Source organism: Flavobacterium sp. UBA7663 (genome assembly GCF_002483315.1).
In the GTDB taxonomy this organism is placed as follows: Bacteria; Bacteroidota; Bacteroidia; order Flavobacteriales; family Flavobacteriaceae; genus Flavobacterium.
Genome location: NZ_DLHR01000014.1, coordinates 142,601 through 166,615 on the forward strand (window position 1 = coordinate 142,601; position 24,015 = coordinate 166,615).

21 protein-coding genes and 2 tRNA genes are annotated in these 24,015 nt (G+C 32.9%); 14 read left to right on the plus strand and 9 right to left on the minus strand.

Annotated features, from left to right (window positions below; translation table 11 throughout):
* Positions 1-16 precede the first annotated feature (16 nt).
* The 5 genes from B2741_RS04480 (at position 17) to B2741_RS04500 (ending at position 3,021) form a co-directional block, all read left to right on the plus strand.
* Entirely contained in the window at positions 17-247 is a 231-nt protein-coding gene (locus B2741_RS04480; RefSeq protein ID WP_264548931.1) for a (4Fe-4S)-binding protein, read from the plus strand.
* Complete coding sequence (locus B2741_RS04485; protein WP_291135821.1) at positions 240-770, plus strand: NADPH-dependent FMN reductase; 531 nt, start codon at positions 240-242, stop codon at positions 768-770. Before B2741_RS04480 ends, B2741_RS04485 begins: the two co-directional genes overlap by 8 nt.
* A gap of 60 nt (positions 771-830) precedes the next feature.
* A complete protein-coding gene (gene fabD / locus B2741_RS04490) occupies positions 831-1,703 on the plus strand; it encodes an ACP S-malonyltransferase (RefSeq protein ID WP_291135822.1) in 873 nt (290 codons plus the stop codon).
* Positions 1,704-1,709: 6 nt separating this feature from the next.
* Positions 1,710-2,690: a YihY/virulence factor BrkB family protein gene (locus tag B2741_RS04495; RefSeq protein WP_291135823.1), complete on the plus strand. Its 981-nt coding sequence runs from the start codon at positions 1,710-1,712 to the stop codon at positions 2,688-2,690.
* Positions 2,691-2,766: 76 nt separating this feature from the next.
* On the plus strand, positions 2,767-3,021 hold the full coding sequence (locus B2741_RS04500; protein ID WP_291135824.1) for a hypothetical protein: 255 nt from the start codon (positions 2,767-2,769) through the stop codon (positions 3,019-3,021).
* Between the two features lie 41 nt (positions 3,022-3,062).
* Here the strand turns inward: B2741_RS04500 and B2741_RS04505 are convergent, their stop codons facing one another.
* From B2741_RS04505 to B2741_RS04515, 3 genes are all read right to left on the minus strand, one after another.
* On the minus strand, positions 3,063-4,529 hold the full coding sequence (locus tag B2741_RS04505; RefSeq protein ID WP_291135825.1) for a hypothetical protein: 1,467 nt from the start codon (positions 4,527-4,529) through the stop codon (positions 3,063-3,065).
* 89 nt (positions 4,530-4,618) lie between these two features.
* Positions 4,619-5,635, minus strand: a complete 1,017-nt coding sequence (gene galE, locus B2741_RS04510) for a UDP-glucose 4-epimerase GalE (RefSeq protein WP_291135826.1) — start codon at positions 5,633-5,635, stop codon at positions 4,619-4,621.
* 65 nt (positions 5,636-5,700) lie between these two features.
* A complete protein-coding gene (locus B2741_RS04515) occupies positions 5,701-6,828 on the minus strand; it encodes a DegT/DnrJ/EryC1/StrS family aminotransferase (protein ID WP_291135827.1) in 1,128 nt (375 codons plus the stop codon).
* Between the two features lie 98 nt (positions 6,829-6,926).
* Between B2741_RS04515 and B2741_RS04520 the strand changes: the two genes are divergently transcribed.
* The 5 genes from B2741_RS04520 (at position 6,927) to B2741_RS04540 (ending at position 11,507) form a co-directional block, all read left to right on the plus strand.
* Positions 6,927-8,180 (plus strand): 3-deoxy-D-manno-octulosonic acid transferase, encoded by a 1,254-nt coding sequence (locus tag B2741_RS04520; RefSeq protein ID WP_291135828.1) that lies wholly within the window; start codon positions 6,927-6,929, stop codon positions 8,178-8,180.
* A complete protein-coding gene (locus B2741_RS04525) occupies positions 8,180-8,629 on the plus strand; it encodes a GNAT family N-acetyltransferase (protein ID WP_291135829.1) in 450 nt (149 codons plus the stop codon). The genes B2741_RS04520 and B2741_RS04525 overlap by 1 nt, the downstream gene beginning before the upstream one ends.
* A gap of 10 nt (positions 8,630-8,639) precedes the next feature.
* Entirely contained in the window at positions 8,640-10,793 is a 2,154-nt protein-coding gene (locus B2741_RS04530) for a S46 family peptidase (protein WP_291135830.1), read from the plus strand.
* A 163-nt stretch (positions 10,794-10,956) separates the two neighbouring features.
* Entirely contained in the window at positions 10,957-11,163 is a 207-nt protein-coding gene (locus tag B2741_RS04535; RefSeq protein ID WP_291135831.1) for a hypothetical protein, read from the plus strand.
* 116 nt (positions 11,164-11,279) lie between these two features.
* The gene (locus tag B2741_RS04540) at positions 11,280-11,507 is read left to right on the plus strand and encodes a hypothetical protein (RefSeq protein ID WP_291135832.1); all 228 of its coding nucleotides are present in this window, start codon (positions 11,280-11,282) and stop codon (positions 11,505-11,507) included.
* Between the two features lie 46 nt (positions 11,508-11,553).
* Here the strand turns inward: B2741_RS04540 and B2741_RS04545 are convergent, their stop codons facing one another.
* From B2741_RS04545 to mutS, 4 genes are all read right to left on the minus strand, one after another.
* Positions 11,554-11,907: a DUF1508 domain-containing protein gene (locus B2741_RS04545; RefSeq protein ID WP_291135833.1), complete on the minus strand. Its 354-nt coding sequence runs from the start codon at positions 11,905-11,907 to the stop codon at positions 11,554-11,556.
* A gap of 105 nt (positions 11,908-12,012) precedes the next feature.
* Positions 12,013-12,098 (minus strand) — tRNA-Leu (locus B2741_RS04550).
* Between the two features lie 16 nt (positions 12,099-12,114).
* A tRNA-Gly gene (locus B2741_RS04555) sits at positions 12,115-12,187 on the minus strand.
* 150 nt (positions 12,188-12,337) lie between these two features.
* On the minus strand, positions 12,338-14,905 hold the full coding sequence (mutS, locus tag B2741_RS04560) for a DNA mismatch repair protein MutS (RefSeq protein WP_291135855.1): 2,568 nt from the start codon (positions 14,903-14,905) through the stop codon (positions 12,338-12,340).
* 164 nt (positions 14,906-15,069) lie between these two features.
* Here mutS and B2741_RS04565 point away from each other — a divergent pair, with 164 nt between their 5' ends.
* Positions 15,070-15,597 carry an RNA methyltransferase gene (locus tag B2741_RS04565; protein ID WP_291135834.1) on the plus strand — a complete coding sequence of 176 codons (528 nt, stop codon included), beginning with the start codon at positions 15,070-15,072 and terminating at the stop codon, positions 15,595-15,597.
* A 77-nt stretch (positions 15,598-15,674) separates the two neighbouring features.
* Here the strand turns inward: B2741_RS04565 and folK are convergent, their stop codons facing one another.
* Positions 15,675-16,808: a 2-amino-4-hydroxy-6-hydroxymethyldihydropteridine diphosphokinase gene (gene folK / locus B2741_RS04570; protein WP_291135835.1), complete on the minus strand. Its 1,134-nt coding sequence runs from the start codon at positions 16,806-16,808 to the stop codon at positions 15,675-15,677.
* A gap of 115 nt (positions 16,809-16,923) precedes the next feature.
* On the opposite strand from folK, the gene sppA reads away from it, so the two are divergent.
* A complete protein-coding gene (gene sppA, locus B2741_RS04575; RefSeq protein WP_291135836.1) occupies positions 16,924-18,690 on the plus strand; it encodes a signal peptide peptidase SppA in 1,767 nt (588 codons plus the stop codon).
* 176 nt (positions 18,691-18,866) lie between these two features.
* A complete protein-coding gene (locus B2741_RS04580; RefSeq protein ID WP_291135837.1) occupies positions 18,867-21,473 on the plus strand; it encodes an AsmA family protein in 2,607 nt (868 codons plus the stop codon).
* Positions 21,474-21,529: 56 nt separating this feature from the next.
* On the opposite strand, the gene B2741_RS04585 is transcribed toward B2741_RS04580, so the two are convergent.
* Positions 21,530-22,321, minus strand: coding sequence for a DUF2797 domain-containing protein (locus tag B2741_RS04585; protein WP_133608330.1), 792 nt, complete (start codon positions 22,319-22,321; stop codon positions 21,530-21,532).
* 101 nt (positions 22,322-22,422) lie between these two features.
* On the opposite strand from B2741_RS04585, the gene B2741_RS04590 reads away from it, so the two are divergent.
* Positions 22,423-23,934 (plus strand): GH3 auxin-responsive promoter family protein, encoded by a 1,512-nt coding sequence (locus tag B2741_RS04590; RefSeq protein ID WP_291135838.1) that lies wholly within the window; start codon positions 22,423-22,425, stop codon positions 23,932-23,934.
* The last annotated feature ends 81 nt before the right edge of the window (positions 23,935-24,015 follow it).

Below are 24,015 nucleotides of genomic sequence, written 5' to 3' on the forward strand. Positions count from 1 at the left end.
TTAAAACGAAATAGTCATGGATCCAAAAGACATTAAAAAAGAATATACAAATGGTGAAGTAACCATTGTATGGCAATCTGGAAAGTGTACGCATTCTGCCAATTGCGTTAAAAATAATCCTGCTGTTTTTAAACCAAAAGAACAACCTTGGATTACTCCCGATAATTCAACGACAGAAAAAATTATTGAAACCGTAAACAAATGTCCTTCTGGTGCTTTAACATACTATCTAAACAAAAATGACTAAAAAAATCATCGCTTTTGGAGCTTCATCGAGCAAGTCTTCCATTAATAAACAATTAGCTTCTTATACCGCTAATCAATTTCAAAATGTTTCTGTAGAAATTTTAGATTTAAACGATTATGAAATGCCTGTTTTTTCGGTAGATAAACAAGCTGAGAATGGTATTCATCCATTAGCTCAAGAGTTTTATGCAAAAATTGGAAGTGCAGATTTAATCGTGATTTCGTTTGCTGAACATAATGGAAATTTTTCGTCAGCATTTAAAAACATATTAGATTGGTCTTCTCGAATAAACGCTAAAACTTTTCAAGAAAAACCAATGTTGTTATTAGCTACTTCACCTGGAGCTCGTGGTGGAAGTTCGGTTTTAGATATTGCTACTAAACGATTTCCGTTTCAAGGCGGAATTGTAAAAGGAAGTTTTTCGTTGCCTAGTTTCAACGATAATTTTGATGTTGAAAAAGGAATCACAAATGAAGATTTGAAAAATCAATTATTGGAAATTGTAAATTCAATCGAATTATAATAAAAATGTTATTTTTGCTATTCAAGAAAAACTTGAAACATTAAACTTGAAACAAAATTTATGAAAGCATACGTATTTCCAGGTCAAGGAGCACAATTCTCAGGAATGGGAAAAGATTTATATGAAAATTCAGCAGTTGCAAAAGAATTATTTGAAAAAGCTAATGAAATATTAGGTTTTAGAATTACTGATATCATGTTCGAAGGAACTGCAGAGGAATTAAAAGAAACCAAAGTAACCCAACCAGCGGTTTTTTTACATTCGGTAATTTTAGCAAAAACATTAGATAACTTTAAGCCTGAAATGGTTGCCGGACATTCGTTAGGCGAATTTTCTGCCTTAGTTGCCAATGGTGCTTTATCATTTGAAGACGGGTTAAAATTAGTTTCGCAAAGAGCAATTGCTATGCAAAAAGCGTGTGAAATTAAACCTTCAACAATGGCTGCTGTTTTAAACTTAGACGACAAAATTGTAGAAGATATTTGTGCATCGATTGATGGCGTTGTGGTAGCTGCAAATTACAACTGTCCGGGTCAATTAGTAATTTCTGGAGAATACAAAGCAGTAGAATTAGCTTGCGAAAAAATGAAAGAAGCAGGAGCAAAACGTGCTTTAATTTTACCTGTTGGTGGTGCTTTCCACTCACCAATGATGGAACCTGCAAGAGAAGAATTAGCCGCTGCTATCGAAGCAACTACTTTTTCAACTCCAATTTGTCCAGTGTATCAAAATGTAACAGCAAGTGCGGTTTCTGACGCAGATGAAATCAAGAAAAACTTAATCATTCAATTGACAGCTCCAGTAAAATGGACGCAATCGGTACAACAAATGATAAAAGATGGCGCAACGAGTTTCACGGAAGTTGGTCCAGGAAAAGTTTTAGTGGGATTAGTAAATAAAATTGATAAAGAAGTCGAAACGATTTCGGCATAACCTATTTTGAAAGGAGTTAAAGAAGCGTACTACAAAGATTTATGGGATGTAATTCATTCCACGTTTTCTGAATTTGGAGAACACAAAATCATGAAAAAAAGTGCTTCATTAGCCTACACAACCGTATTTTCAATGGCTCCACTACTTATGGTTTTACTATATGTTGTGGGGCTTTTTTGGGGAACCAATGCCATTGAAGGCGAAATTTTTTACCAAATCAAAGATTTTTTAGGGGAAAAAGCCGCCATTCAATTACAAGAAATGATTAAAAACATCGCTATTTCTAACAAAAGTGGATTTCCTGCACTCATCGGAATCGTGACTTTATTAATAGGAGCAACTTCTGTTTTTGCTGAAATTCAAGATTCTATTAATTCTATTTGGGGAATTCGACTAAAAAAACGTTCTGGTTTTTGGTTATACTTCAAATCAAGACTACTTTCTTTTGGTGTAATTGGAAGTTTGGGATTTATTTTATTGGCTTCTTTAGGATTATCTGCCATTTTAGATTCATTGAACCAAAAGTTATTTGCCCATTTTTCTGAAGCGGCTGTTTATTCGGTTTACATCGGACAAACATTGGTAACATTAACAGTGATAACATTACTTTTTGCAGTAATTTTCAAAATATTACCTGATGCCAACATTACTTGGAAACAAGTCAGAGTTTCTTCAATTACAACCGCTTTACTATTTATGTTTGGGAAATTTTTAATTTCATTTTACATTTCTCAATCGTCTTTAGGAACCATTTATGGAGCTGCGGGATCATTAGTAATTATTATGGTTTGGGTTTATTATTCGTCTGTGATTTTATACTTGGGAGCGCTATTTGCAAAATGTTATGCTATTGAATTTGGAAGTTCGATAAAACCTTCAAAATATGCCGAAATAATTCATGTGGTAGAACTAAAGTTAGAAGCTACTACATTACAAGATGCGAAGGAAGAAGTAGAAGAATTTAAGCTAAAAAATGATATCGAGTAAACTTGTCAATAAAAAAACATTTCACTTCTGTTTGGCATTAATTTTGTAACTTTATTTTCATAAAACAAATTCAACCATGAAAAAAATATTTTTAGGAATTGCACTTGTAACAGTCTTATTATCTTGTAAAGAAGAAACGAAAGAAAAAGTAAAAGAAGCTTCTAAAGCCGTTGGAGCCGATTTAAAACAAGCTGCAGATTCGGCAAAAGTAAAAGCTAAAAAAGCAATTGATTCTTCAAAAGCAGGTGAAAAAGCAAAACACATTATTGCTAAAGGAGCTGAAAAAGTGGAAGAAGGTGCAAAAAAATTAAAAGAATCAGTAGAAGATTAATGAAAAATCCCAAGTAGTTTGTTCTACTTGGGATTCTTTTTTTACTTCATTTCTATTTCGTATTTCTTCTCAACCGATTTTTCCTGACTTAATTTTTTAGGACCAATTGGAAATCTTACATCAACATGCTTTGATGCAATAGTTCCGTCTTTTTCTAATACATCTGCCCTATTGGCTACCATATTCCAAGAAAAAGAAACATTAGATCTACCGTTTTGTAATTCTTTTACTTTAAAACCATTCTTTGTTTTTTCAGTAACATAAACACCTTTACAATCGCCCTCTAATTGAATAAAAACTTTCATAGGATGACTTTCATCAACAAAAATATGATCGCTCATTAATTCATCAATTTTAATATAAGCTTCTCCATTAACTAATTTTCCTGTTCCAAAATCTTCAAATAGAATTTCTGGGGTTTCCGTTGCATGAAGAATTCTATTGTTCCCATTTCTATCTTCTATCATAGTAGATAAAGAACCACCACCCAAAACTTTATATGAAGTATTATTATTTCTAGCTCCTACAAAAACATAATCAGTAGTTGAAGTGTTGGCATCAAAATATCCACCATAAGTTACATCTCTTCTTGCTGCAGTACTTCCTGTAAAATAATTCACATCTTTACCTGCAATTCTGGCAAATGGACCATTACTTGTTCCTAAATTATCATCTTGATCGTACTCAAAATAAGCTGAAAAATAGTCTACTCCATTTCCTTTACCAACACCTCTAACATGCAAACCTGTAGTCCCTTGACCAGAAACTCCTACCGATTCACCTGGTAATTCTGTAAAGGTTGTTCTTCCTCCAACTCCTAAAACTCCCATAACGGTTGAAGTTGCATTTGCTGCTAAAGCTGCGCTAATTCCTATTACACCTCTACCTCCATTTGGATCCAAATTTCCGCCATCAATTACAAATTGTGTATTCGTAGCGTTTAAAGCTCTTATTGTTCGTTGCGAATTATTGCTGTTTACAAAAAGACCAATCTGTCCTGCTCCTGCATTAATTGTTGTTAACGTATTAGCAATTGGAGCCGTATTAGTTCCTAAAATAACTTGACCGTCGTTTTCAATAGTAACACGATTGATATTGTTTGTTCTAATTTGGAAATTTTGATTATCAGTAGTTCCTAAAAAATTTATACTTGGATTGGTACCCGAATTTCCTGTTAAAGACCAATCTTGGCTTGAAGCTAATGGATTAGATTTCAATGCAACCCATTCTGTTCCAGACCAATAATAGAATCCAGGAGAAACTGCAATCAAACCTGCTCCAGCAGTTGCTGTATTGAAAATTAGAACTCCTGTTGCGATAGGTGCTGGACCAACAGGCGCCACAACATTAGTAGCTGTAAGGGCAACTCTAGGAATTAAAAGTCCTTTTGAATTGCTTTCGATTTGGAATTCAACTCCATTCTGAATATTAGTTGTTCCAATTCCAACTTGTGAGAATACATTTAAAGTAAATAAGAAGCTAGTAACTAAAAGTAGTGTCTTTTTCATAATCTGTAAGTTTTAATTACTTGCAGTTACGAAAAGAATAAAAGATTGGTTTTCTTAATTATTAAAAAAGTAGCTTTTTTAACTTTTGTTTATTTATTCCTTATTTTCTGTTCCCATTTCCAAGCGCTGGCCAAAGCTTCTTCTAAAGAATATTGGGCTTTCCAACCTAGAACAGTATTCGCTTTGTCTGTGTTTGCAAAAGCTTCAATTATATCGCCTTCTCTTCTACCCACAATTTGATAGTTTAATTTTTGATTGGAAACTTTTTCAAAAGCTGTAATCACTTCTAAAACTGAACTTCCCGTTCCTGTTCCCAAATTAAACGTCTCTACTTTTTCTGAATTTTGCTTGTTTAACAAACGTTGCAAAGCAATTACATGTGCTTTTGCTAAATCTACAACATGAATGTAATCTCGAATTGCGGTTCCATCTGGTGTAGGATAATCATTTCCAAAAACGGATAATTTTTCACGAAGTCCAAATGCGGTTTGCGTAATAAAAGGCACTAAATTTTGTGGAACTCCTAATGGTAATTCACCTATTTCAGCTGAAGGATGCGCTCCAATAGGATTAAAATAGCGCAATAAAATGGAATTAATGTTAGTTACTTTAGCAACATCTGTAATAATTTCTTCACCTATTTGCTTTGTATTTCCGTAAGGCGACATCGCAACTTGAATAGGTGCATTTTCAGTAATTGGCATTTTTTCGGCTTGACCGTAAACTGTGCAAGACGAACTGAAAATAAAATTAGCTTCTGTTTTTTTTTGTAATTCTTGAAGTAAATACACTAAAGAATTGATGTTGTTTTCGTAATACAACAGCGGATTTTCAACACTTTCTCCTACTGCTTTTGAAGCAGCAAAATGAATGACACCTGAAATATCTTGATATTTAGAAAAGAAATTTTGAACAGCCGATTTATCTCGCAAATCGATATTTTCAAACAAAGGTTTTTTTCCAGTGATGCGCTCAATTCCATCTAAAACACCAAGAGATGAATTAGAAAGATTATCAATCGCAATTACTTCAAAACCTTCATTTTGTAATTCAACAACCGTGTGAGAACCTATAAATCCTAAACCGCCTGTAACTAATATCTTCATTTTTTAGTTTTCAGTCACAGTCGCAGTAAACAGTAACTGAGACTGAGTACTGCGACTGAACACTATTATACGTATTCTAAAACCGAATCTGTAATAAATTTAATTTGTTCATCATCTAATTCCGTGTGCATTGGCAATGCGATTACTTCTTTTACCAATTGATTGGTAACTGGAAAATCAGCTTCGTCATAGCGCGAATCTGCATACGCTTTTTGACTGTGTAATGGAATTGGATAATAAATCGCACAAGGAATTCCTTTTGCCTGTAAATGTTCTAATAATCCATCGCGTTTTCCATTTAAAATACGGATTACATATTGATGAAATACGTGACAATCACAAGATTCGCAAATAGTTGGAGCCCAAATATTTGGATTCACACCCAAAGCCAAACTGTATTTTCTTGCAGCATCTTGACGTGCTTTGTTATAAGTATCTAAATGTGGTAATTTCGCTTTCAAAACTCCAGCTTGCATACTATCTAAACGCGAATTCACTCCTACTACATCATGATGATATCTTTCATACATTCCGTGATTTACAATTCCTCTTATTTTATGTGCTAAAGCATCATCATTAGTAAAAATCGCTCCACCATCTCCATAACAACCTAAGTTTTTAGATGGGAAAAACGATGTTGCTGCTACATGACCAATAGTTCCTACTTTCTTTTTAGAACCATCTTTTGAAGTGTAATCAGCACCAATTGCTTGTGCATTATCTTCGATGACATATAAATTATGCTCCTTAGCAATTTCCATAATCGCATCCATATTAGCAGCGCGACCAAACAAATGTACTGGAACAATTGCTTTAGTTTTTGGTGTAATGGCTTTACGAATTCCGTCAAGCGAAATATTCATATTGTTCATATCAACATCTACTAAAACTGGAGTTAATTGCAACAAAGCAATCACTTCAACCGTAGCTGCGAATGTAAAATCGGCTGTAATAACTTCGTCACCTGGTTTCAAATCCAATCCCATCATGGCAATTTGCAACGCATCGGTTCCGTTAGCACATGGAATTACATGTTTTACTCCCAAATATTTTTCTAAATCTGCCTGAAATTGGTGAACCAAAGGTCCGTTGATGTATGTATTCGTATCTAAAACCTCTTGAATAGAAGCATTTACTTCTTCTTTTATTTTTTCGTATTGACTTTTTAAGTCAACCATTTGCAATTTTCTCATTTGGAATAAAAATTAAGTCTAGCAAAAATAAGAAATTCTATAGTACAAATTTTATCTAACTTAAAAAGAAACGTATTTTAGCACCATAAAATTCAATTATGCTATTTTTATACAACATAATTACGCTTTTAGCAGCCCAACTTTTAAAGATTGTAGCCCTTTTTAGTCCAAAAATGAAACTTTTTGTTGATGGACGAAAGTCGGTTTTTCAAACTTTGGATAATAAAATTCAATCTACGGATAAAACGATTTGGTTTCATGCGGCATCTTTGGGCGAATACGAACAAGGTTTACCTGTTATTGAAGCGATGAAACGACAATTTCCAACACATAAAATTGTAGTTACGTTTTTTTCGCCTTCAGGTTATGAAGTTAGAAAAAACAACACAATTGCTGATGTTACGGTTTATTTGCCTTTGGATACGATTTCAAATGCGAAACAATTCATTAAATTGGTTCATCCAGAAATGGCTTTTTTCATTAAATATGAGTATTGGCCAAATTATTTGAACGAACTGAAAAATCAAAACATTAAAACCTATTTAATTTCTGGAATATTACGAGAAAAGCAAGCGTTTTTTAAATGGTATGGTGGATTTTATAGAAACGCTCTTAAAACATTTGATTACTTTTTTGTTCAAAATGAAAGTTCTAAAACACTTTTACAAAGTATCGGATTTAAAAATGTAAAAGTTTCTGGCGACACGCGTTTTGATCGAGTAGTTTCGATTTTAGAACGTGATAATTCATTGGATTTCATCGAACAATTTAAAGACAATACAACCACAATCGTCATTGGAAGTTCTTGGCCAAAAGATGAAAGTTTATTAGTGAATTACATCAATCAAAGTTCGGATGACGTGAAATTTATTATTGCGCCACATAATATCAAATCGGAGCAAATTTCAAATCTCAAAAATCAAATTCAAAAGAAAACGATTTTGTATTCGGAAAAAGATGAGATGCTGAAACAAGTTCAGCATGACAAAATAGAAGATTTTCAAGTTTTTATCATCGATACCATTGGAATTTTAACCAAAATCTATTCGTATGCCGACATTGCTTACGTTGGCGGAGGTTTTGGAAATCCTGGCGTTCATAATATTTTAGAACCGGCGACTTTTGGTGTTCCGGTTGTGATTGGTCCTAATTACTCGCATTTTGCAGAAGCTACAGCATTAGTAAATATGGAAGGTTGTATTTCGATTCAAAATCAAACCCAATTAAATGAAGCTTTTGATTTGTTGCTTCACAACGAAGACGAACGATTAGAAAAAGGGCACATTTGCAGCACATTTGTTCAAATGAATAAAGGAGCGACTCAAACGATTATGAATCATATTTTGAACTAATGACAAGCTTCAAGCCATTAGAAATAATAGACATTTCAACCATCACTCAAATGATGCAAGATTTCTATGCGATTGACAATTATCCGATGGATGTTGAAGTAGCTAAAAATTTGTTTCAGGAATTTATTTCGAATGAACATCTTGGAAAATCTTGGTTAATATATACTGAAAATGAAATTGTAGGTTACATCATTCTAACATTTATTTTCAGTTTCGAATATGGTGGAAAAATTGCTTTTGTAGACGAATTATTCATCAAAGAAACCGCTCGTGGAAAAGGAATTGGGAAAGAAGCTATTCAGTTTATTCAGAAAGAAGTTCCTAAATTATCGTTAAAATTACTGTATTTAGAAGTCGAACCGCATAACGAAAACGCACAAAAATTGTATCTTGCACACGATTTTGTAATTCACAATCGAAAATTAATGAAATACAAAGTCACTAAATAAAATTATACCTATGAAATTTTTAAAATTACTACTTATTTTAGTTGTTTTCCAAGTTCAAGCGCAACAAGGAGGCATGTGGATTCCTTCGCTTTTAAAAGGAACCAACGAAAAAGAAATGAAAGCTTTGGGAATGAAAATTAGTGCCGATGATATTTATTCGGTAAATAATTCCAGCTTAAAAGATGCTGTTCCTCATTTTGATGGCGGTTGTACAGCGGAAATGATTTCGCCAAAAGGACTTTTATTAACGAATCATCACTGTGGCTATGACAACATTCAAAGTCATTCTACCGTTGAAAACGATTATTTAACGAATGGTTTTTGGGCTTATAAAATGGAAGACGAATTGCCAAACAAAGATTTAACGGTAACATTCATCATCAAAATTGAAGATGTAACCACTAAAATTTTTGAAGGTGTTTTAAATCTTCCTTCGGAAAGTGATAAGCAAAAGAAAATCCAGCAAAACATTGCGGCTTTAAATAAAAGCTACACAAGAGAAGCTTGGCAAGAAACGATGATTCGTGCCTTTTACGATGGAAACCAATACTTATTATTCGTAACTGAAACATTCAAAGATGTTCGTTTAGTGGGTGCACCACCAAGTTCAATTGGTAAATTTGGTTCTGATACTGATAACTGGGTTTGGCCACGTCACACAGGAGATTTCTCTTTATTCAGAGTTTATGCAGACAAAAACAATCGTCCTGCTGAATATTCAAAAGACAACATTCCTTACACACCAAAACACTTTTTCCCAGTTTCTGCAAAAGGAATTCAGGAAAACGATTTTACAATGGTAATGGGCTATCCAGGAAGAACGCAAGAATATTTACCATCATTCGCAGTGGAACAAATTGTAAATGATTTGAATCCGGCAAAAATTGAAATTCGTGATGCCGCTTTAAAAGTACAAGATGGTTTCATGAGAAAAGACAATGCAATTAAAATTCAGTATGCTTCAAAATACGCAGGTGTTGCGAATTATTGGAAAAAATGGATTGGAGAAACAAAAGGTTTAAAAAAATCGAATGCGGTTGCTATCAAAAAAGACTTCGAAAAGAAATTCCAAGAAAGAGTTAACAAAGCTGGCAAACAAGCAGAATACGGAACTATTTTAGCTGATTTTGAAAAAAACTACAAAGACATTAGAGAATATGCTATTGCAAGAGATTACTTTACTGAAGTTGTTTTGCGTAATTCAGAAATTTTATCTTTTGGATATCGTTTGTACCAGTTAGAGCAAGTTTATAATACAAAAGGTGAACAAGCATTTAATGATAGAAAAAACAATCTAATTTCAGGATTCGAAGGTTTATATAAAGATTACAGCGCTCAAGTGGATGAAAAAGTTTTTGAACAATTGATCAATTTGTACGCTACAAAATCGCCAAAACAATTTTTGCCTGAGAGTTTGAACAATATTAATGCTTCAAATTTAACTACAAGTGTATTTGGTTCATCTAAATTAACGAACTACAATGGTTTGAAAGAACTATTAAATGGTGATGCAAAATCAGTTTTAGAAAAGTTAAATCAAGATCCAGCGTATAAATTGGTAAAATCAATTGCAGATAGCTACCAAAAAAATGTAGCGCCTAAGTTTGATGAAATAAATTTAAAAAACATCGCTTTACAAAGAACCTACATGAAAGGCATTATGGAATTCTTTCCAAACGATAGAATTTTCCCTGATGCGAATAGTACATTACGTGTAACTTATGGAAAAGTAAAAGGCTACAAACCAAGCGATGCAGTTATTTACGAACCTGTAAGTTATTTAGATGGTGTTATCGAAAAATATATTCCTGGAGATTACGAATTTGATGTTCCTAAAAAATTAATCGATTTGTATAATGCAAAAGATTACGGAAGATATGCCGATAAAAATGGAAAAATGCCTTTAGCGTTTATTGCAACAAATCATACCACTGGTGGGAATTCTGGAAGTCCAGCTTTAGATGCAAAAGGAAATCTTATTGGATTAAACTTTGATAGAGTTTGGGAAGGCACAATGAGCGACATTTATTACAGTCCAGAAATCTGTAGAAACATCATGGTTGATGCTCGTTATATTTTATTTGTGATTGATAAATTTGCAGGTGCGAAAAACCTTATAGAGGAGATGACAATTGTTTACCCTAAGTCACAAAAAGCCAAATAATTAGAATATTTTTAAAAAATAAATAGTTTGGCACGCCATTTGAAATAAAGCATTTCGGAATCCAAAGAAAAAAAATGAAAAAAAATGTCTAAAAATATTTTGACATGTTAAAAAATTTATATCTTTGCTCCGAATTAATAATTAACCTTTATAATTTAGTAAGATGAAAAAAGTTGTTTTAAGTTTAGCAATTGTTGCTGCTATGTTCGTATCATGTAAAGAAAATGCTGCTGAGGCTACTGAAACTGTAGATTCTACAGTTGTTGAAACTCCTGCTGTTGAAGAAGCTCCTGTAGCTGATTCTACTGCTGTAGTTGCTGACTCTGCTGCTACTGCTGCACCTGCTGCTGAAGCTGCACCTGCTAAGTAATTTATTGCTGACAGAAAAAATCAAGCTCCACAATGTGGGGCTTTTTTTAAATATAAAAAAACCAGAATAGTGAAATTCTATTCAAAAAAATTTTAACCTTTTATAATTATAACAAAATGAAAAAAGTTGTATTAAGTTTAGCAGTTGTTGCTGCTATGTTCGTTTCTTGTAAAGAAGCTGCTGCTGAAGCAGAAACTACAGTTGATTCTACTGCTACTGAAGTAACTGAAACTGTTGAAGCTGTTGCTGACTCTACTGCTGTAGCTGTTGACTCTGCTGCTGCTAAAGTTGAAGGAGCTGCTACTGAAGCTGTTGAAGCAGTTAAAGAAGAAGTAAAAAAATAATTTTTGATTATTTTATAATTAAAAGTCCCGATTTTCGGGACTTTTTTTATTCTGATGATCCAAATATATCTTCTGCAGAGGAAAAATCTAAAAACTCAGCTCTATCCGCGTATTTAATTATTTCATCTATTCCTTTTTGAAGCAGTAACTGTGTGGTATATCTTCTACTTACCGCCACTTCATGTTCATCTAATATCAATCTAAAGAAAAACTTTCCACTAGACGATTTAAAGCGCATAAAGACGCATCTTTCTAAAGAACTTTTGAGTTTTTCAATCTCCTCTTCACATTCAAAACGCAATTCGAAGTCGTTGCTCGTAAAAATAGTTTTTCCTTTTCTGGAAACAAACTCATATTTATAAACTCCACTTAATCGTTGTGCGATTACAAATGTACCCATAGTTGTGATTGATAATTTTATAAAGAATTCTTTAAAGATAATAGAAAATTCTTAGTTTAGAATTTTCTAAACAAAAAAAGCTCCGAACATTGTTCGGAGCTTTTGTACTCAAGGCGGGACTTGAACCCGCACGGGCATTACTACCCACTGGATTTTAAGTCCAGCGTGTCTACCAATTCCACCACTCAAGCAAATATTTTGGTATAGAGCGAAAAACGGGGTTCGAACCCGCGACCTCGACCTTGGCAAGGTCGCGCTCTACCAACTGAGCTATTTTCGCGTTTCGTATAATAAACTTTAAAGAACGTTGCTATACTTGTTCCGTATTGCGAGTGCAAATATAGTACATATTTTTATTCTTGCAAGTACTTTTTAAATAAAAATTGAAACTTTTTTATAACCTTTTGATAACGAATATTTTATTTTAAAATTATTTTTTAACCAGCATTCGTTTTATTTCGTTTAGCTTCATTAAAGCTTCCACAGGAGTTAAAGTATTGATGTCGATATTCATGATTTCTTCCTTAATATCTTCCAAAAGCGGATCGTCTAAATTAAAGAAACTCAATTGCAATTCATCATTAGCCGATTTAATTCCAGATAATTCTTCACTGGAATGTCTTTTTTCCAATTGCTTCAATAATTTTTGCGCTTTTTGAATCACAATTTGAGGCATTCCTGCCATTTTTGCTACGTGAATACCAAAACTATGTGCGCTTCCGCCTTTCACTAATTTACGAATAAATAAAACGGTATCTTTTAATTCTTTTACCGAAACATTAAAATTCTGAATTCTGTCAAACGTAACTTCCATTTCGTTTAATTCGTGATAATGCGTAGCAAAAAGTGTTTTCGGTTTGTTTGGATGTTCATGCAAATATTCTGAAATCGCCCATGCAATTGAAATTCCATCATAGGTTGAAGTTCCTCTTCCAATTTCATCTAACAGCACCAAACTTCTTTCTGAAATATTGTTCAAAATCGAAGCGGTTTCGTTCATTTCTACCATAAAAGTAGATTCACCCATCGAAATATTATCACTTGCTCCTACTCTGGTGAAAATTTTATCCACAACACCCATTCTCACGCTTTCTGCCGGAACAAAACTTCCCATTTGCGCCATTAAAACAATCAAAGCCGTTTGACGCAAAATCGCCGATTTACCCGACATATTCGGACCGGTAATCATGATGATTTGCTGAGTTTCTCTATCCAAATAGACGTCATTCGAAATATACGGAACGCCAACCGGTAATTGATTTTCAATTACAGGATGACGCCCTTCTTTAATTTCTAAATCATAACTTTCATCTAAATCTGGGCAAACATACTTATTATCAATCGCTAATTGCGTGAAAGAAGTCAAACAATCCAATTGCGCAATTAAATTGGCATTCAACTGAACGTGTTTTATATAAGTAGCAATCCAATTGACCAATTGCTCAAACAACTGATTTTCTAATTGATGAATTTTTTCTTCTGCACCTAAAATTTTAGATTCGTATTCTTTTAATTCTTCAGTAATGTATCGTTCAGCATTCACTAAGGTTTGCTTACGAATCCATTCGGCTGGAACTTTATCTTTATGTGTATTTCGAACTTCAATATAATAACCAAAAACGTTATTGAACGAAACTTTCAAGGAAGGAATTCCAGAAGCAATACTTTCGCGTTGTTCTAATTCCTCTAAATACCCTTTTCCAGTGGAAGAAATCGCTCGTAATTCATCTAATTCTGAATGAACTCCGATAGCAATTGCGTTTCCTTTATTTACACTAACTGGAGCATCTTCTTGAATAGTCGTTTTGATTTTTTCGCGTAACAATTCACAAGCATGTAAACTGTCCCCAATTACTCGTAAAGCTTCATTTGAGCTTTCTAAAGCCAAGGTTTTTATTGGAATAATCGCATCTAACGAATCTTTCAAGAAATTAACTTCTCTTGGCGAAATTTTTCCTGTTGCTACTTTTGAAATCAAACGTTCTAAATCGGAAATTTGTTTGATTTGATATTGAATTTGTTGTAAAACTTCAGGATTCGTTTTTAGATATGATATCACTTCATGGCGACTTCTGATTTTTGAAATATCTTTCAACGGAAGCGCCAACCAACGTTTCAAAAGCCTTGCTCCCATTGGCGAAAGCGTTCTGTCAATCACATCTAAAAGCGTTACCGCATTCGGATTATAACTATGATATAATTCTAAATTTCGAATGGTAAATTTATCCATCCAAACATAAGCATCTTCGGCAATACGTTGAATATTGGTAATGTGCTGTATCTTGTTATGTTGCGTTTCCGACAAATAAAACAAAATCGCACCCGAAGCAATCAAACCTTCAGTTAATTCTTCTACACCAAAACCTTTTAGCGAATTGGTTTGAAAGTGTTTGGTCAAACTTTCTAACGCATAATCTTCTTTATACACCCAATCTTCCAAAAAGAAGGTATGAAAATCGTCTCCAAAAACCGAATTAAACTGATTTTTAAACTGTTTCGGAATTAAAATTTCACTTGGACGGAAGTTTTGTAATAGTTTATCAATGTATTCTTCATTGCCTTGCGAAACCAAAAATTCACCTGTAGAAACGTCCAAAAAAGCTACACCAAGTGATTTTTTACCAAAATGAACAGATGCTAAAAAGTTATTTGACTTGGATTGCAACACCTCATCATTCATCGAAACTCCAGGCGTAACTAATTCCGTAACACCACGTTTTACGATGGTTTTAGTCATTTTTGGATCTTCTAATTGGTCGCAAATCGCTACTCGAAGTCCGGCTTTAACTAACTTGGGTAAATAAGTATTAATTGAATGATGCGGAAATCCTGCTAAAGCAGTTTCGGTTTCAGAACCTGCACCTCTTTTAGTTAATGTAATACCTAAAATTTGTGACGCACGCACGGCATCATCTCCAAAAGTTTCATAAAAATCGCCCACACGAAACAACAAACACGCATCGGGATATTTGTTTTTTATCTCGTTGTATTGTTTCATTAATGGTGTTTCCTTCGGTGCTTTATCGGGAGTTGCTGCAGATTTTTTAGCCACAATTTCAAATTTTAAGTATGATTGCGAAGGTAATAATTTCAAAGACAATGACAATATCAATTTCAAAAATCAAGTTTTAAAGTTTTATAATTAATCTTTACTTTTGCCACATGAGAAAATTAGCCAACGCAGAATTAGAACGCAAAAACATCAACGAGTTTAAAAAGGCTCAAAAAACACCTATCATTGTAATCTTAGACGATATTAGAAGTTTACACAATATTGGTTCTGTTTTTAGAACTTCGGATGCTTTTTTGATTGAAAAGATTTATTTGTGTGGTATTACGGCTACTCCGCCCAACAAAGAAATTCACAAAACTGCTCTTGGCGCTACTGAAACTGTGACTTGGGAATATGCGAAAGACGTTTTAGAAGTGGTAAATCAATTGAAACAAGAAAATGTAAAAGTGTATTCGGTGGAACAAACTGAAAATGCCATTATGTTGGATGATTTTCAACCAGAAACTAATATCAAATATGCCTTAATCTTTGGAAACGAAGTAAAAGGTGTTTCGCAAGAGGCTATTAATTTAAGCGATGGCGTGATTGAAATTCCGCAATTGGGAAGCAAACATTCGTTGAATATTTCGGTGAGTGCTGGGATTGTAATTTGGGATTTGTTTCAAAAAATGAAGTAAAATTTTCGGAACAAAGATTGAAGAAATTAAATAAATTTTTAAAATCTGTGTAAATCCGTTTAATCTGTGTTCCAAAATCAATTTTTAATCTTGTTGTTAATCTCATTCAACAAAAACACATAATCTTCTTGTTTTTTCACAAAATCTAAATCCGAAACATCAATAATTAACACATTCAAATCGGTTTGCGTTTTAATGTAATCTAGATAACCTTGATTGATTTTTTCTAAATAATCTGCCGGAATTTCTTGCTCATAGCTTCTGCCACGCTTTTTGATGTTTTCTAAAAGGCGTTCAGTATTTTGATACAAATACACGTACAAATCAGGTTTTGGCATTTCTTTGTGGATGATGTCAAACATGGTTTTATACAAACGAAATTCGTCTTCTTGAAGCGTAACTTTGGCAAAAATCAAGGATTTAAAAATGTGGTAATCGGCCACTACAAAATCTTTAAATAAGTCAAATTGCGCTAAATCATCAGCTAATTGTTGGTATCTGTCAGCTAAAAACGACATTTCTAAAGGAAACGCATAACGACTTTGGTCTTTATAAAACTTCGGCAAAAACGGATTGTCAGCAAAACGTTCTAAAACTAATTTAGCATTGCAATCTTCGGCTATTTTAGTTGACAAAGTAGTTTTTCCTGCTCCAATATTTCCTTCAATCGCAATGTAATTGAATTGTTGTAATTGGAGTTTTTCAATTGGAGAAATTATAGAATGAACAGCTTTTATTTCGCTTTTGTCTTCGGTTTGAAGTAATAGTTGTGTAATAGATTTCTTTAAAGTTGGATGTTCCCAATTTAATCCTAAATCTGACATCGGTTGCAAAACAAATTTGCGATTATGCATTAATGAGTGTGGAACTTCCAAAGTTTCTGTCAAAATAATTTCTTCATCAAAAGCAATTATATCTACATCAATAATTCGGGCTTGATAACCTGAATCTTTAGAACGAATTCTTCCTAACTTCTTCTCTACTTTTAAAACCTGCTTCAAAATTTTTTGAGCCGATTTTGACGTATGAATTAGAATAGCAGCGTTATAAAAAGGTTCGCTTTCAAAACCCCAAGCAGGTGTTTCATAAATTTTGGAAACCTTTACAACTGTTGCTACTTCGTTATGAATCAAATCAATACAAGACTGAATCGTTTCTAATCGATTGCCTTGATTACTTCCTAATGATAAAATGACTTGATGTTGACTCATATTGGCAAAATAACAAACAATTTTAGACTTATAATTTACCTTTCTTGTTTTTTTATGAACATGTAACAATTTTATGCTTTTAACTACTAATTAGGTAATTAATAAATAAATTGAAATGAGATTTTTAGGAAATGTATTAGCTACAATTGTAGGTATATTTATTTTTTGTATGATTTTTTTCTTCGGAATTATAATCATTGGTGCCATTGCAGGTAGTGGAGATGACACGGTTAGTGTAAAAAAGAATTCGGTTATTGAATTGGATTTATCAAAAGTATCTTTAGACTATGCTGGAAAAACAAATTACAAAGACTTCAATTACTTTGAAGCACACCATGATGGTGTAACAGATATTTTAAATGCGATTGAAGCAGCTAAAACCGATGACAAAATCAAAGGAATTTCTATTTTAAACAATCAATCTCAGTTAGGATTAGCGCAAAGCAAAGCCGTTCGTGATAAATTAGAAGAGTTTAAAAAATCAGGCAAATTTGTTTATGCTTATGCAAATTATTATACGCAAGGTGAATATTACTTGAATTCGGTTGCCGATCAAGTGTATTTGAATCCAATGGGAGAAGTTGATTTCAAAGGACTATCTTCTGAAATTATATACATGAAAGATTTACAAGAGAAATCGGGTGTAAAAATGGAAGTTATTCGTCATGGAAAATACAAAAGTGCAGTAGAACCTTTCTTAGCTCAAGAAATGAGTCCGGAAAATCGTGAACAAATGACGGTTTTATTGAACTCGGTTTGGAATACAATTGTTGCCGATATTTCTAAAAGCAGAAAATTATCTATTGCTCAATTGAATGCTATAGCCAATACTTTAGGTGCAAGAACTCCTGAATTAGCTTTAGCTAATAAATTAGTTGACAAAGTAGCATATGAAGATGAGTATCATGATATGATTAGAGCGAAATTAAAAGTAGACAAAAAAGAAAAATACGATATTGTTAGCATTACTGATTATGCTAAAAAAGCATCTTCTACAGTTGAAGATTACTCTAAAAATGACATTATTGCTGTAATTTATGCTCAAGGTGAAATTGCAGGTGGTGAAGGCGATGTTAATGTAATTGGTGAAGGTTCTATCAAACGTTCTTTACAAGAAGCTCGTGAAGATGAAGATGTAAAAGCAATTGTTTTACGTGTGAATAGTCCTGGAGGAAGCGCTTTAACTTCTGAATTGATTTGGAGAGAAATTGAAATCACTAAAAAAGTCAAACCAGTAGTTGTTTCTATGGGTAATTATGCAGCTTCAGGTGGTTATTATATTGCGGCTAATGCGGATAGAATTTTCGCTGAACCAAATACGATTACAGGTTCGATTGGTGTTTTCGGAATGTTACCGAACATGAACCAACTAGGCAAAAATATCGGAATTAATGCCGAACAAGTGAAAACACACGAAAACGCAAGCGGCTATAGTGTTTTTGAGCCAATTGAAGAAAATTTCAAAGGATTTGTTTTAGAAAGCATCGAAAAAACATACGCTACTTTCTTAAAACGTGTAGCTGATGGTAGAAAAATGACAACTGAAGAAGTTGATGCTATAGCACAAGGAAGAGTTTGGACAGGTGTTGACGCTCACAAACTTGGCTTAGTAGATGAAATCGGAGGTTTAGATGCAGCAATCAAATACGCAGCTAAACTTGGGAAAACTTCTTCTTACAGAACAGAAAACTATCCAGAATACGAGAAAAACTTTGAAGATTTATTAGCTAATTTCACTGGAATAGCAATGTTTAAAACTAAAGAACAATTATTAAAAGAGCAATTAGGCGAAGAAGGCTTTCAAATGCTGGAACAAATCAAACGTGTTAAAAGCAGAAAAGGAATCCAAGCCATTATGCCTTATGAAATTGTAATAAACTAATTCAAATTCAAACACATAAAAATCCCAAAAGCAATTTGTTTTTGGGATTTTTTTTATAAGTTTAACGTAGCTTTAATCCCAATCTATATTTTTGGTACTACTTTTGTAGTAAATACATGATAATTTGATTACAAATCGAAACAAAAAATCTATTCGCACTCTTAAAAAGTAAAATTATGTTGAAAAAAATCTTAAAAGGAACTGGAATTTTCCTATTAGTAACCATCATCGCATTGGCAGCTGCGCCTTTTTTATTCAAAGATAAAATCAAGGAAATGATTGCTAAAACTTTGAACGAAAATGTAAATGCCAACATTGCATTTGAAGATGTAGATTTGAGTTTGTTCAAAAGTTTTCCGCAAGCTAATGTTACGATTGAAAAATTGAGCATTATTACAAAAGCACCTTTCGAAAAAGACACCCTTTTATATGCTGGTGAAACCAATGTAACTATGAGTGTAAAAGAACTTTTTAAAGGAGATGGCGAAGCTATGAATTTAGAAAGTTTTAGTGTAGTTGACGGGATTGTAAACATCATTTTTAATAAAGATGGTTTAGGGAATTTTGACATTGCATTAAAAGAAGAAGCTGATAAAAAATCTTCTGACAGCAAACCGTTTGCATTGAATATTCAGGATTATGAAGTAGAAAATTTAAAATTCACTTACATTGACGAAGGTTCAAAAATGAAAATGGTGTTAGACAGCATTAATCACCAAGGAAAAGGAAATTTTGCTGCTCAAAAATTAGATTTAGAAACTAAAACAACAGCAAAACTATCTTTTGATATGGACAAAATGAACTACATGAACAATGTAGCCATTTCATTAGATGCCATTTTAGGAATTGATTTAGAGAAAAGCAAATACGAATTTAAAGACAACAAAGCATTAATCAATCAATTACCATTAGAATTCAACGGATTTATTCAAATGGTGGAAGCGGGTCAAACCTATGATTTAACATTCAAAACACCAACTTCTGATTTCAAAAACTTCTTGGGATTAATTCCAGCAGCTTATTCAGGCGATATCAACAAAGTAAAAACAACCGGACAATTTTCGGTAGACGGAAAAGTAAAAGGTAATTTAACCGAAACCACGATTCCTGCTTTTGATGTAAAAATCGCTTCTAATAATGCGTCTTTTCAATATCCAGATTTACCAAAATCAGTTAAAAACATTGTGATTGACACGCACATCATCAACGAAACTGGGTTAATGAACGACACGTATGTGAATTTGAACAAACTTGCATTTTCAATTGACCAAGACGTTTTTAATGCAAAAGCAAATATTAGAAACATAGCAACAAATGCTTTAGTTGATGCCGAATTAAAAGGAACTATCAATTTAGCGAATGTTACCAAAGCCTATCCAGTAAAATTAGACAAACCGTTAACCGGAATTTTAAAAGCCGATGTAAAAACGAAGTTTGATATGAAATCAGTTGAAACTTCTCAATATCAAAACATTCAAAATTCTGGAGTTGTGAGTTTGACTGGATTCAATTATGAAGGTCCAGAAATGGCAAAACCTTTCAAAATCAATCAAGCTGCAGTTGCATTTAATCCGAGTCAAATTCGTTTGAATCAATTTGATGCCAAAACAGGAACTTCCGATTTGCAAGTAACCGGAACATTGGATAACTTTTACGGATTTGTATTCAAAAACCAAATTCTGAAAGGAAATTTCAATATGAATTCGACAAAATTAGTCGTTTCTGATTTTATGGCGCCAACAACAACCACTACGGAAGAAGGCAAAAAAACTACAGAAGCGGTAAAAATCCCTTCGTTTTTAGATTGTAGTATTACTGCAAAAGCAAAAACTGTGGTTTACGACAATTTGAATTTGCAAGATGTTTCAGGCAATATGGTTATTCGTGATGAAGCGGTAACCTTAAATAATTTAAAAATGAGCATTTTTGGTGGAAATATCGGTTTAACTGGAACGGTTTCAACTAAAGGAAAAACACCAACATTTAACATGAATTTAGGTTTAGACAAAGTAAATATTGCTGAATCGTTTACACAATTAGACATGCTAAAATCGATTGCTCCTATTGCTGGTGTGATTAACGGAAAATTGAATTCGACAATTAAATTATCGGGTGATTTACAACAAGACATGACACCAAATTTAAAAACTATTTCGGGTGATTTATTTGGGCAGTTACTTTCTACAACAGTTAATGATAAAAACTCGGCAATGCTAACCGTATTGAGTTCAAACATGAAATTCATCGATTTAAACAAGTTGAATTTAAACGACGTTAAAGCTGCCTTATCATTCAAAGACGGAAAAGTAAATCTAAAACCAATGGATATCAAATACCAAGATATTACTGTAAATGTTGGCGGAACACATGGATTTGATCAAAGCATGAATTACAATTTGAAATTTGACGTTCCTGTAAAATATTTAGGAAAAGACGTAACTAATTTAATTGCAAAATTAACGCCTGCTGACCAAAAACAAATCACAAGTATTCCAGTAAATGGTTTAATGACAGGTAACTTTTCGCAACCTAAATTTAATACCGATTTAAAACAAGCTTCTACAAATTTGACTTCACAATTGGTTAAAATGCAAAAGGACAAATTAGTAAATCAAGGCACAACTGCTTTAGGAAATTTAATTGGCGGAACTAAGAATAATGCATCTGGAACTACAACAGCAACAGATACTACAAAACCAAAAACCACTCCAAAAGAAGAAATTAAAACCAAAGCAACAGACGCTTTAAAAGGTTTATTAGGAGGAAAAAAGAAAAAAGAATAAACACAAAATTTTAAATAAAAACAAAAACCCTTTCAAAATTTGAAAGGGTTTTTGTTTTATAAACTCATCTTCACTACATAACCTTCATAGGTTCTTACATTAAAAACGGTTCCGTCTTCGAAAAGCAAGTATTGCCCTTTTATTCCTGATAACTTACCAGTAAAATTTGGTGTTTTGTCTAAATTTAAACTCGTTACTTTTTTAGGATATTGTAAAACAGGAAAATCCAATTGAATGATTTTTTCTTCTTTTGGGAAATAGTCTTTCACTTCATTTGGTAGCCAATCCAATACTTTATTTCGTTCTGAAATCAAGTCCATGTTAGGTACTTCGTTTTTTAGCATTTTTTGCCAATTGGTTTTATCGGCAAAATGGTTTTTCAATGCTACTTCCGTAATTCCTGCTAAATATCTATTTGGTACTTCTACAATTGGAATAGCTTGCACCGCACCTTGATCGATCCATCGTGTAGGAACTTGTGTTTTTCGGGTAACTCCCACTTTTACTTCACTCGATAAAGCCAAATACACCACATGCGGTTGCAATTGCACTCGCTTTTCGTAAGCTAAATCTCTATCTTCAATATCTAAATGGGCAGTGCTTAATTCGGGTTTCATAATCCAATCGCCTACTGCTGGACTGCTCATAAAACAATCGTAACAAAATCCTTGACGAAAAATCTTTTTCGCTTTTCCGCAATTTAAACATTGGTAGCCTTGAAACTCAATTTCAATGTCTTTTCCTAAAAGTTGGTTAATATTTAAAAAACTATTTTCAAAAACTAAATAATACTGAATTGGGTTACCAAATTCGGTTTGCATTTTAGAAAGTGTGCCTTGATATATCATTTCGTGTAAAGATTTTCTTTTTTGTCCGATTATTTGAAAAAAATGCTATTTTTGGTAAAGTTATTATTCCAATTTAATAATTCAAAATTAGAAATAGGTAAATGCCATTACAAATAATAAATTCTTTTGCCACTTGGATTTTAAAAAAGCGAATTCATCAAATGGAATTGTTTTTAAAATATCCGCACGAAGTACAAGAAGAATTACTTTTTAATCTAATAAAAGCTTCTGAAAACACACAACTTGGAAAGAAATATGATTTTTCTTCAATGAAAAGTTATACTTCTTTTTCAGAAAGAATTCCTGTCTCTAGCTATGAAGAATTAGAACCTCTTATTGAAAAAACCAGACAAGGCGAACAAAATGTATTTTGGCATTCAAATATTAAATGGTTCGCAAAATCGAGCGGAACCACTAATGCAAAAAGCAAATTTATTCCAGTAAGTTCAGAAGCATTAGAAAATTGTCATTACAAAGCCAGTAAAGACTTATTATGTTTGTACTTAAACAACAACGAAGAGTCGCAAATGTTTACTGGAAAAAGTTTGCGCTTGGGCGGAAGCAAACAATTATACGAAAACAACAATACTTTTTTTGGTGATTTATCAGCAATTTTGATTGATAACATGCCGATTTGGGCCGAATTTAGCTCTACACCAAGCAGTAAAATATCTTTAATGGGCGATTGGGAAACCAAACTTCCTGCCATTATCAATGAAACCATCAACGAAAATGTGACAAGTTTAGCTGGTGTTCCAAGTTGGATGTTGGTTTTACTTCAAAAAACATTGGAAACCACTGGAAAATCTAATTTATTAGAACTTTGGCCAAATGCAGAAGTATATTTTCATGGTGGCGTAAATTTTGACCCGTATAGAGAACAATACAAGAAATTATTTCCAAAAGAGAGTTTCAAATATTACGAAATTTATAATGCTTCGGAAGGATTTTTTGCCATTCAAGATCAAAATGATTCTAACGAATTATTGTTGATGTTAGATTACGGAATTTTCTACGAATTTATTCCGATGGATACTTTTGGAAAATTAAACCAACATGTTATTCGATTAAATCAAGTAGAATTAAATAAGAATTATGCATTAGTAATTACGACAAATTCGGGATTATGGCGCTATTTAATTGGAGATACCATTCGTTTTACTTCATTAAGTCCTTACCGAATTAAAGTTACCGGAAGAACCAAACATCATATTAACGTTTTTGGAGAAGAGTTAATGGTTGAAAATACCGATGCTACTATTACTAAAACTTGTAAAGAATTTAATTGCGAAATTACAGACTATACCGTTGCTCCTATTTTTATGACTGACAAAAAGAAAGGCGCTCACGAATGGATTATCGAATTTAAAACAAAACCTGATAACATAGAAAATTTCAGAAAAGCTTTAGATGAAAATCTTCAGCACGTAAATTCGGATTACGAAGCAAAACGCTACAACAATATGACACTAAATCCGTTAGTATTGAATGTTGCGAGAGAACAATTATTTTACGATTGGTTAAAACAGCAAGACAAATTAGGCGGTCAACATAAAATCCCAAGGCTTTCAAACGAACGATTGTATTTAGAAAGTCTATTATCTTTACAATAAAATAGTATGAAAAATAAAATCTTACTTTTTACCCTATTAATTCTACTTGTTACGACCCTTTCGTGCGGGCCAAGACGCTAT